This window comes from Stutzerimonas stutzeri (genome assembly GCF_024448935.1).
Lineage (GTDB): Bacteria > Pseudomonadota > Gammaproteobacteria > Pseudomonadales > Pseudomonadaceae > Stutzerimonas > Stutzerimonas stutzeri_AO.
This window is the reverse complement of sequence record NZ_JAMOIE010000121.1, coordinates 1-11,630: the sequence shown is the minus strand read 5'-3', so window position 1 is coordinate 11,630 and position 11,630 is coordinate 1. Positions and strand designations below refer to the sequence as shown.

At 62.6% G+C, this 11,630-nt stretch carries 6 protein-coding genes and 1 pseudogene; 5 read left to right on the top strand and 2 right to left on the bottom strand.

Going from position 1 to position 11,630, the window contains the following annotated elements:
• Positions 1–97 precede the first annotated feature (97 nt).
• A complete protein-coding gene (locus NA637_RS22525) occupies positions 98–1,882 on the top strand; it encodes a GspE/PulE family protein (RefSeq protein WP_256074751.1) in 1,785 nt (594 codons plus the stop codon).
• Positions 1,883–1,969: 87 nt separating this feature from the next.
• Here NA637_RS22525 and NA637_RS22520 read toward each other — a convergent pair whose 3' ends face one another.
• Positions 1,970–2,677, bottom strand: a complete 708-nt coding sequence (locus NA637_RS22520; protein WP_256074750.1) for a murein L,D-transpeptidase catalytic domain family protein — start codon at positions 2,675–2,677, stop codon at positions 1,970–1,972.
• 237 nt (positions 2,678–2,914) lie between these two features.
• Between NA637_RS22520 and NA637_RS22515 the strand changes: the two genes are divergently transcribed.
• From NA637_RS22515 to NA637_RS22500, 4 genes and pseudogenes are all read left to right on the top strand, one after another.
• The gene (locus NA637_RS22515) at positions 2,915–4,549 is read left to right on the top strand and encodes a L,D-transpeptidase family protein (RefSeq protein ID WP_256074749.1); all 1,635 of its coding nucleotides are present in this window, start codon (positions 2,915–2,917) and stop codon (positions 4,547–4,549) included.
• Between the two features lie 197 nt (positions 4,550–4,746).
• Positions 4,747–9,466 (top strand): annotated as a pseudogene (locus NA637_RS22510) (PAS domain S-box protein).
• A gap of 78 nt (positions 9,467–9,544) precedes the next feature.
• Complete coding sequence (locus NA637_RS22505; protein ID WP_256074747.1) at positions 9,545–9,856, top strand: DUF2388 domain-containing protein; 312 nt, start codon at positions 9,545–9,547, stop codon at positions 9,854–9,856.
• 96 nt (positions 9,857–9,952) lie between these two features.
• Complete coding sequence (locus NA637_RS22500; protein WP_256074746.1) at positions 9,953–10,378, top strand: OsmC family protein; 426 nt, start codon at positions 9,953–9,955, stop codon at positions 10,376–10,378.
• Between the two features lie 75 nt (positions 10,379–10,453).
• Here the strand turns inward: NA637_RS22500 and NA637_RS22495 are convergent, their stop codons facing one another.
• Positions 10,454–11,554, bottom strand: a complete 1,101-nt coding sequence (locus NA637_RS22495; protein WP_256074745.1) for a TRAP transporter substrate-binding protein — start codon at positions 11,552–11,554, stop codon at positions 10,454–10,456.
• Between the last annotated feature and the right edge of the window lie 76 nt (positions 11,555–11,630).

The following is an 11,630-nucleotide window of genomic DNA, read 5'->3' as shown; positions in this document are numbered from 1 at the left end:
CGAATCAGTGTGGCTGCGGGTGCCGAACGGCTGTCAAGCTTAGACTGCCTCTTCTTGAAGCTTGAAGCTTGCCGCTGCTTTTATTCGGGAGTTTTCCATGTCTGTCTTCGCCGCCCCCACCCAGGACCGTTTCCTCGACCTCAATGATCTGCTGCGAGATCTGGTCGCCCAAGGACGGTTACTGCAGGAAACTGCTGAGCAATGCATGACCCTGCGGCGCAGTTCGGCGCACAGCCAGCAGCACCCCCTGGAGTTTCTCGGCGCGCAGCAGTTGGACGACCGGGCGCGTCCCGGCAAGAAACTCGATCTGGAAAGCCTCACCGTCTGGCTCGCCGAACAGGCCGGGCAGCCGTACCTGCGCATCGATCCGTTGAAGATCAACGTCGCGGCGGTCACCCCATTGATGTCCTATGCCTTCGCCCAGCGGCACAAGATCCTCGCGGTGGCAGTCGACAGCTCGGCGGTGACCATCGCCAGCAGCCAACCCTTCGTCAAGAGCTGGGAAGCCAACCTCACCCATGTGCTGCAGCGGCCCATCAAGCGTGTGGTGGCCAACCCCGTCGACCTGCAGCGCTTCACCGTCGAGTTCTATCGGCTGGCCAAATCGGTCAGCGGCGCCACCGCGACCGACCAGAAGATCAGCGGCACCGGCAACTTCGAGCAGCTGCTTAACCTCGGCGCCAGCGATCAGGAGCCGGATGCCAACGACGCGCACGTGGTGAACATTGTCGACTGGCTGTTCCAGTACGCCTTCGACCAGCGTGCCAGCGACATCCACATCGAACCGCGGCGCGAACAGGGCACAGTGCGCTTTCGCATCGACGGCGTCCTGCACAATGTCTATCAGTTCCCGCCGCAGGTAGCGATGGCAGTGGTCAGCCGTCTCAAGTCGCTAGGGCGAATGAATGTCGCCGAGAAGCGCAAACCGCAGGACGGGCGAGTCAAGACCAAGACGCCGGATGGCGGTGAAGTCGAGTTGCGCCTCTCCACCCTGCCGACGGCGTTTGGCGAAAAGATGGTGATGCGGATCTTCGATCCGGAAGTGCTGCTCAAGGGCTTCGATCAGCTGGGCTTTTCCGCTGAAGATCTGCGCCGCTGGCAGAGCATGACCGGCCAACCCAACGGCATCATCCTTGTCACCGGCCCCACCGGCTCGGGCAAGACCACCACGCTGTACACCACCCTCAAGCAGCTGGCGACGCCCGAGGTCAACGTCTGCACCATTGAAGACCCAATCGAGATGATCGAGGGCGCGTTCAACCAGATGCAGGTCCAGCACAACATCGACCTGACCTTCGCCAGCGGCGTGCGCGCGCTGATGCGTCAGGACCCGGACATCATCATGGTCGGTGAAATCCGTGACCTGGAAACGGCGGAAATGGCGATCCAGGCGGCACTCACCGGGCACCTGGTGCTGTCGACCCTGCACACCAACGATGCGCCATCGGCCATCACGCGATTATTAGAGTTGGGCGTACCGCACTACCTGTTGCGCGCGACTCTGCTCGGCGTCATGGCGCAGCGCCTGGTGCGCACCCTGTGCCCGCATTGCAAGGCTCCGGTGCAGCTGGATGCCGATGACTGGCAGGCCCTGACCAAACCCTGGAATGCTCCACTGCCGGGTAACGCCCATCAGGCGGTAGGCTGCATCGAATGCCGCGACACCGGCTATCGCGGGCGTGCCGGCGTCTACGAAATCATGCTGCTCAACGATGCGATCAAGCCGCTGATCACCGCTGACACCGACCTCATCACCCTGCGCCGCCAAGCCTTCAAGGACGGCATGCACAGCTTGCGTCTCTCAGGCGCGCAGAAGATCGCCGCGGGCCTCACGACCCTGGAAGAGGTTCTCAGGGTCACGCCGCAGAGTGAGCAGAAATAAAGCCGCTGGACGCTGGACGCTGGACGCTGGACGAGAAGTTTGGCTTTTTTTGTCCAACCTTCCAGCCTCAAACGCTCTTGTCGGCCTTTATCCCTGCCGCGCCGCCAGGATCCCAGCAACCCGCGCTGGATCGCAATTCAGGTAAGCAGACGACTGCAGCCACTGCTGATCCGGGTACCAGGAGAACATGAATTGGCCGCCTTTGAGGCTGTCGACCACCATGCGCGCCACTTCTGGGCGAACCGCTGGGCAGCCCTGGCTGCGGCCGATGCGGCCCTGGGTCTCGATCCAGGCAGGATTCACGTAGTCGGCCGGATGGATCACGATGGCCCGTTCGCGCGCCAGATCGTTCACCCCGGGCTCGAGACCATCCATACGCAACGAATAGCCGTGCTTGCCGCTGTAGCTCTCGGCGGTGCGGAACAGACCGATGCTCGACTGATGGCTACCTTCGACGTTGGAGAAACGCGTGGCCAGATTTTCCCCGGATCCGTTGCCATGCGCGACGAAATCCTTGAGCAAGAGCCGTCCGCGCTGCAGGTCGAAAATCCACAGCCGGCGCTCTGACGAAGGCCGCGAAAAATCGACGACCGCCAGACGCTGAGCCGGCGTCGCACCATGGTTCACGGCGCACTGCATGGCCGCGACGGCATGAGTCAACACCACCGGATCGAGGGTCGGTGCCACGCGGGACAGACTGTCCACCATCGGCTGATAAGCAGGTGGAGCGGCCAGCAGCGGCATGGACATGAGCAAGCCGACGGCCACACAGAGGCGGCGAAGCGAAACCATCATTTGTACCCCAACCTCGTCGGGCGCCAATGCCGATCATCCCTGCCGACCGACGCCCCTGCTCGCTACCAGGCCCAAACAATCGAATTGAATAGCGAAATTAAATCAGACGGGACCTGAATCGCTCCCACGTCGTCTGATACAACATGTTCTAGTAGCCTGAACGGGCTTGTTTTCCAGGCACCGTGGCTTATTCAGCGGCGGAGTCTAGCAGTCAGCGGGACCGCCAGGAGTGAAGCGTTGTACAAAAAACACACATCACGTCTGCTTTTCACATTGTTTCTGGCGCCATGGCTGGCGCTGGCGGAACCGGCAACCGAGCCCGCCGGCGCAATCCAGGGTGTCCTTCGGAACCTCCCAAGCGCATGCGGCCAGCCCCTGGCAGACATCGACACAACCGCTCGGGAGCGGCTTTCTGAGCTCTATCGGCGCAACCAGTTCGATATGGTATGGACCTCCTATGCGCAGATTGACGCACTGTTGGTGCAGCTCGAAGCGCTGGCCGATGACGGGCTGGAACCTGCGGCTTATTATCCCGAAGCCATTCGTCGGGCGATGCTAACCGCCACACGTGATCCGCGGCACCGCCAGTGCAGCGATGTGTTAGTCAGCCATGCCTACCTGTCGGCCCTAGGTCACCTTGCGCAGGGACGCCTGCCCCAGGACAGCATCGAACCCGTCTGGCACAGCCCCGATGCGCCCGCGACGCAGGCCGAGGCGCACCTGATGTCGATCGCCAGCGAGGGACTGGAGCACTTGGAACATACCTTCAATAAGGCGCGTCCGTCGCTGGAGCAGTACAACAACTTGCGCAAGGCCTATGCGCGGCTGCGCGATCAACCGGAGCCGGAATGGCAGCCGATTCCCGCCGGCCCAACCTTGCGCCCAGGCATGTCAGATCCACGTGTGCCACTGCTGCGGCAGCGTTTGAGCGCAGACGGCTACCTGCTCGCAACGGCTGCCGCGCCGGGCGGCGACGATCGCTACAGCGACCAGCTGGTGGACGCGCTCAAGGCCTTTCAGCGCCGCCATGCCCTGCAGGACGACGGCATCCTCGGTGCCGACACATTCACCGAACTGAACGCCACGCCAGCCGACCGGCTGAATCAGCTGCGGGTAAACCTGGAACGGTTCCGCTGGCTATCCGCTGACATCGAGCCGCGCTCGCTGCTGGTCGATATTGCTGGCGGGCGAGTGATTTACTTCCGTGACAGCAGCCCGCAATGGGAAGCACGTAGCCAGGTGGGCCGCGATACTCGGCAGACCCCGTCGATCAAGTCGATCGTCACGCGAATCACGCTCAACCCGACCTGGACCGTACCACCGACCATCCTGCGTGAGGACAAGCTGCCGCAGATCCGCGAAAATCCGGGCTACCTCGCGCAACACAACATGCAGGTGCTCGATTACGAGGGCCATGTGCTCGATCCGACCACGGTCGACTGGAGCAAGCCGGGGCGGATCCTGCTGCGCCAGGCCGCCGGACCCGACAACCCGCTTGGCCGGGTGGCCATCCGTTTCGCCAACCCCTTTTCCATTTACCTGCACGACACGCCGAGCCAGGGCCTGTTCGCACGTTCGCAGCGGGCGTTCAGCTCGGGCTGTGTCAGGGTCGAATCGGTGACACAACTGGTCGATTTGTTGCTGAGCGAGGCCGAACGCAAGCGCGTTGCCCAGTTGCTTGATACTGGGCTGACCTACGAATACCGCCCGACGGAACCCACACCGATACTCCTGGCCTACTGGACAGCCGAAGCCGACAGCAACGGGCTGCCGCGCTATCGTCCCGACGTCTACCGCCGTGACCAAAGGCTGCTGGCGGCCTTGCAAGCGGCCGACCGAGGCCTCGCGCGGCCCGCGATCAATCCGCACTGACGCCGTCCAGTCGCGACAACTTGGGAGCTACCGCTCAAGACCAGACCGGCGGCTCTGGCAGATTGCCCGTAGACCGAGGTCTACTTGGCATTGGGCCTGCACAGGTATCTTGCATAGCAACAACCGCCTGCATCCGCGCCGCTGCCTCGCCGTTGCAAGCGCTCGGCCGCCGCCTGGACACCAAGATCGTTGCCGCCATGGATAGCCGAGCGAACGTTTTGAAGAAGAACACCACAAGCAATACGTGGAACGAAGCTGACCGACTGGCAGCCCTGGCCCGATACCGCATTCTCGACACCCCCGCCGAGGCGGCATTCGATGACCTGGTGCTGCTTGCCGCCGAGCTGTGCGCCGCCCCCAGCGCCGCCATCGTGTTCGTCGACAAGGACCGCCAATGGATAAAGGCCTCGGTCGACATCGAAGGTGGCAACCGCCCTCGAGACGAGGCGCTCTGCGCCCGTGCCATCGGCTGCAGCGAACCGCTGGTGATCGAGGACCTGACCAACGAGCCGCTGGCCAACGGCATGACGGGCTTCTATGCCGCCGCTGCACTGCGCACCGCTGAGGGTCTGCCGCTCGGCACACTCTGTGTTCTGGACAGCCAGCCGCGGCAGCTGTCGGAGCGTCAGCGCACCCATCTGGAGGCATTGGGCCGTCAAGTCATGGCCCTGCTGGAGCTGCGTCGCAGCCGTGAAGCCAACGAGCGCAACCGGCAAATCATCGACAGCGCAGTCGATTACGCGATTCTCACCACCGACGCCCAGGGCCTCATCACCAGCTGGAACCAGGGCGCCGAACGCATCCTCGGCTGGCAACCGCACGCCGCGATCGGCAGCCACGCCTCGCGATTCTACGTGGAGGAAGACGTGGCCAGCGGCGTGCCTGACAAGGAAATGGCAACCGCGGCACGCGATGGCTCGGCGGTGAACGAACGCTGGCATGTGCGCAAGGATGGCAGCCGCTTCTGGGCCAGCGGGGTGCAGATGCCGCTCAAGGATGATCACGGTCAGCACCTGGGTTTCGTCCATATCCTGCGCGACCTGACCGAACGCCTGCATGAACAGGCAGCCATTCGCCAAGCTGAAGAGCGCTACCGGGCTCTGGTCGATCTGAGCCCTCAGGTCATCTGGCAGTGCGATGCTGACGGGCAGTTAATCTTCTGCAACCGCTACTGGTGTGACTTTACCGGCCTGAGCGCCAAAGCCTCGGCTGGCATGGGCTGGCTTTCAGCGGTGGCGCCGGATCACCGCGACGGCGTACTGAAGCAATGGCGAGGCGCACTGAAATCCGGCCAGGCCGGCAGCTTCGAAGTCCCGCTGTTGGCAGCCGACGGCAGCCAACGCTGGTTCCAGGGCAGCGGCGCGCCCGTCTACGACTGTGACTGCCGGCTGCTGCACTGGGTATTGGTCGCGCAGGACATTCATGAGCGGCGCCTGGCCGAGATCAAACGGCTGGAAAGCGAGGCATTCACCCGTAGCTTGCTGGACGCGGCAAGCGAGGGCTTCTATTCCATCGACACCAAGGGGTTGGTCACCCTGTGCAACGAGGCATTCGTCAAGCTACTCGGATTTTCCAGCAAAGAAGACGTGCTTGGCCGGCAGCTGCATCCGCTTATTCACCATAGTCATCCGGACGGCTCACCCTATCCGCTCGAGGACTGCCCGATTCTGCGCACCGCCACGACCGGCGAGTCGGCACACGTCGAGTACGAGCTGTTCTATCGCGCGGACGGTACCAGCCTGCCGGTGGAATACCGGGTCGCCCCGTTGTTCCGAGACAGAGTGCTGTATGGGGCGATCTGCACCTTCACCGACATCAGCGAGCGGACCCGCGGCGAGGCCCTGCAATCCTACCTGCTCGAGTTGAGCGACCGCCTGCAGGACAGCGGTAGTCGTATCGAGTTGGCCGACATGATGGCCGATCGGCTTGCCCAGCTGATGGGGACGGAATGCATCCATCAAGGGCATGTGGACGAGCGCGACGGCCTGATCATCGATCAGCACTGGCCGCAGGGCCCCGGCAACTCTCGGTCCGCCTCCTACACGCTTGGGGGCTGTGCACGGACGTTACGCCTGCGCTTATCGCAAGGCCTTATCGTGCCGTTCGAAGACCTTCTCGACGAAGCCGATTGTCATGGCAACTGCGGCGGCCTGCATGAACACCTTGATTACCGCAGCCTGTTGCTGGCGCCCTTGCTGGAGCAATCCGCTGACTGCGCCTTTCTGCTGTTCGGTAGCCGACAGCCACGCCGCTGGAGCCAGGCGGATATTTCACTGGTGCGCGAAGTGGCCGAACGCATCCGCGCGGCCGCTGACCGAGCGCGCGCGCGAGGCCCTGTTGGAAGCCGAACAGCGCGTCAGCCTGGCCAACGAGATCGCGGCGATTGGCGTCTGGGAATACGACTTTGAAAGCAACTGCCTGCACTGGGATGCCCAGCTCAAGGCGCTCGCGGGCATCGCACCGAACGAACCGGCCCTGACGGTGGATCAATTCCTCGCGCGGGTGCACGCTGACGACCGCCACGCACTGCTGCACGCCTTCCGCAACGCGCTCGATGGGGTCGGTGGCGGCGAGCTGAATCTCGAGTACAGGGTGTATGACGAGCGCAACGACCAGTTCCGCTGGCAGACCAATCGCGGTCGCCGGCTGGTAGACGGCGATGGAAAGGTTCGCCTGCTGGGCACCGCCCGGGACATCACCGCTGAGCGCAACGCTGCCTTGAAGCTGCTGCGCATGAATGCGCTGCTCGAAGAGCAGATACAGGAGCGCCAGATCACCGAACAGCGCCAATCGGTGCTCATGGAGCTGGGCGATCTGCTGCGCGGACAACCGGACAGCATCACCATCGTCACGGCTGCCGTGCGAGCACTGGGCACCACACTGCAGGTGACCCGCGCGGCCTTTCTGTCCATCGACCCAGGCGGACAATACGCCACCGTCGAGCGCTACTGGAGCGACGGCGCTCTGGGTGACTACAGCGAACGCATGTGCTTTGCCGACTACGGTGACTTCATCTACGACCTGCAGCACCACGAACTGGTGGTGGTCGAAGACGTGCTGCATGACCCGCGTACCGCGGCACAGGCAGCAAGCCTGCGCCTGAGGCGCGTTCAAAGCCTGGTCTGCGTGCCGCTGCTCGAGCAGGGCGACCTCAGCGCGGCCTTGATCCTGCTGCAGGATCGACCGCGGCAATGGGCCGAGGACGACATTTCCTTTATTCGCGAAGTCGCTGACCGTGCCTGGACGGCCGACGAGCGCATGCGCGCCGAAACGGCATTGCGCGCCAGCGAGGAGCAATTCCGCACCCTCGCCGACAACATGAGCCAGTTCGCCTGGATGGCCGACCCGGCAGGCCGCATCTACTGGTACAACAAGCGCTGGTACGACTACACCGGCACCACGCTGGAAGCCATGCGAGCCCTGGGTTGGCGCTCGGTCCATCACCCCGATCATCACGAGCGGGTCAGCGCCTCGATGAAACGCGCCGTGGCGATCGGCTCGATCTGGGAGGAAACCTTCCCGCTACGCGGCAAAAGCGGCCAGTACCGCTGGTTCCTGGCGCGCGCTGTACCTATTCGCGACGACTTCGGTCAGGTGACCCGCTGGTTCGGCACCAACACCGACATCACGGCACAGGTAACCGCCGAAGAAGCGCTGCGCGAGCTGAACGACAATCTGGAACGACGCGTCGCCGAGCGCACGCGCGAGCTGGCCGAGATCAACCATCTGCTGCATCTGGAAATGGGTGAACGCGAACGCGCCGAGGACACCCTGCGCCATGCACAGAAGATGGAAGCCATCGGCCAGCTGACGGGCGGCCTCGCCCACGACTTCAACAACATGCTGACCGGAGTGCTGGGCGCCCTTGATCTGATCCAGCGCCGAGTCGCCAATGGTCAGGTCAACGATCTCGGTCGCTACGTCGATGCGGCGGCCAGTTCGGCCAATCGCGCCGCGGCATTGACCCATCGTCTGCTGGCCTTCGCCCGGCGCCAGTCGCTGGATCCGCAACCGGTGAACGTCAACCTGTTGGTCGAGTCGATGGAGGACATGCTGCGCCGCACCATGGCCGAGCACATCGAGTTCGACACCCGCCTGCAGGAAAGCCCCTGGCTGGCCTACACCGATGCGCACCAGCTCGAAAACGCCCTGCTCAACCTGGTGATCAACGCACGCGATGCCATGAGCGAAGGCGGCAGGCTGATCATTCAAACCGGCTCGGTACAGCTCAATACACCGCAGCCAGACGGCCTAGAACCCGGCGAATACGTCACGCTCAGCGTGGCCGACAATGGTTCGGGCATGCCAGCCGAAGTGGTCGCCAAGGCATTCGACCCATTCTTCACCACCAAACCTATCGGTCAGGGCACCGGCCTGGGGCTTTCGATGGTCTATGGCTTCGTCAAGCAGACTGGCGGTCATGTACGCATCGACAGTACACCGGGGCAAGGCACCCTGATCACCTTGTTGCTGCCGCGCAACCGGACACAGACTGCGCACATCGAAGAGCAATCCAGCAAACCGGTGGCCGTCAGCGGCGCGCAGGCCGACGAAACCGTACTGGTGGTCGAGGATGAAGCTGCGGTGCGCATGCTGGTGGTCGAGGTTCTGCACGAGCTCGGCTACCGGGTCCTCGAAGCAGTGGACGGTAACAGCGCACTGCCGCATCTGACGGGCACTCAACGTATCGACCTGCTGGTCAGTGATATCGGACTGCCCGGCATCAACGGGCGGCAGCTGGCAGAAATCGCGCGCCAGCACCGACCGGACCTGCACGTGCTGTTCATCACCGGATATGCACCGAACGCCCAGCTACGTGGCGAGTTCCTTGGCCCCGGAATGGATATGCTGGCCAAACCCTTCAGCATCGACATGCTCGGCGCCAAGGTTCGCCAACTGATCGAACGCAGCGGATAGCGTCCAAGGAACTCTAAGGAACTCTGCTGATCGCTGCACACTCTCATTTTAATGGAGGATCAAGCAGAGGCATCCATCATGCGCAAAACAATCCTGGCAGCCGTGACCCTGAGCTGTATCCCGCTTGGGGCGGCGATGGCGGACAACGGATTTGTTCGGCAGGTTCTATCGTCGGGGGCGACCACCGCTTCCACTTACATGACATTCCACGACAACAAGCTGGTCGCCGCGGCACGGGAAGACGCCAGCAGCTTCGTGGCCAGCGATGGTGTCATCCGTGGCCCCTATCTCGAAGCGATGCTGATGAAACTGCGTAGCCAGCAACCGCAACTACAGGCCAGCGACATGCAGCTGGCAAGCGCGATCCTCGCAGCCGAACAACACTGGTGACGCAACGCCGGCCAGCCGGCCGGTGATGGCGTTCCGCATGCAGCCAAGCGGCAGACCGCGTCGCCATTCATCCACCCACAGCATTCGGAGAATCCCATGAAGAAAACCGCATCCGCCGTCTGGCAAGGTGACTTGAAAACCGGCAAAGGCACCCTCAGCACCGAAAGTGGCGCGCTGAAAGACAACCCCTACGGCTTTAACACCCGTTTCGAAGGCGCTCCTGGCACCAACCCGGAAGAATTGATTGGCGCAGCCCATGCCGGCTGTTTCTCTATGGCGCTGTCGATGCTGCTCGGTCAGGCCGGACTGACTGCCGAGCGCATCAGCACCACCGCGGAAGTCACCCTGGACAAGGACGACAAAGGCTTCTCCATTACTGCAATCGCCCTGACGCTGAAAGCCAAGGTGCCGGGCGCCGATAACGAGCAGTTCCAACAGATCGCCAATCAGGCGAAGGAAGGCTGCCCGGTATCGCGCGTGCTCAATGCACAGATCAGTCTCAACGCGACCTTGGAAAACTGATTCCACGCAAACTGATTCCACGCAAACGAAAACGCCGCCCCATCGGGCGGCGTTTTCGTTCATGCGGTTGGTGGATCAGCCGCGAATGTTGTAGATGTCCTTCTCGTTCAGCTCGGCGTATTCGTACAAGCGATTGAGATAGGCACTCTGCTGTTCCCAGACCTTGCTGGCGACTGGATCGGCAGCGGCGGAAGCATCGACCACCTCGGCAGCCACTTCCTTCAGACGGGCCAATACTGAGTCGGGCAACCGGCGCACTTCAACGCCCTGCTCGCGCAGCTGCTCCATAGCCTCCATGTTCTTCGCATTGTAGTCGTCGAGCATGTCTCCGTTGACGGCACGGGCCGCGGCACGAACGATGCTCTTGAGATCGTCCGGCAGGGTTTCCCAAGCCTTCAGGTTGACGTCCAGTTCGAAGGTGACGTTCGGCTCCTGCCAGCCTGGCGTATAGTAGTACTTGGCAGCCTTGTGCAGCCCCAGCGCCAGATCGTTGTACGGGCCAATCCACTCGGTGGCATCGATGGCACCGGTCTGCAGCGCCGTGAAGATTTCACCGGCTGGCATGTTGACCACCGTTCCGCCCATCTTGGTCAGCACTTCGCCACCCAGGCCGGGGGTACGCATCTTCAGGCCCTTGAAGTCATCAACCGAGTTGATTTCCTTGTTGAACCAGCCCGCGGTCTGCACGCCCGTCGCACCGCAGGCCATGGGCAGTACGCCGAATGGTTTGTAGACCTCTTCCCAGAGCTCCATGCCGCCGCCGTAGTGCAGCCAGGCGTTCATTTCCTGAGCGTTCGGGCCGAATGGCAATGCGCAAAAGAACTGAGCGGCCGGGACCTTGCCTTTCCAGTAATAGGGCGCACCATGACCCATCTCGGCCGTGCCACGGGATACCGCATCGAACACCTCGAGTGCCGGCACCAGCTCTCCAGCGGCGTACACCTTGACCGTGAGCCGGCCATCGCTCATTTCGTTGACCAGCTTGGCAAAGTTTTCTGCGCCAACACCTACACCGGGGAAGTTCTTCGGCCAGGAGGTGACCATCTTCCAATTGAATTTCTCGGTGCTTGCGGTGCCTTCGGACTTGGCAGCGGTTTCGGCTTCCTTATTGCAACCGGCCAGTGCGGTTGCGGCCAGACCAACGCCAGCGGCGGCCAGAATTTGACGACGTTTCATGAGTCACTCCACTTTTAGTTGTTGTAATGCTGAATGTCGGAACCCCGAAATCAGGTAGTTCTAGCTAGTGCCCATC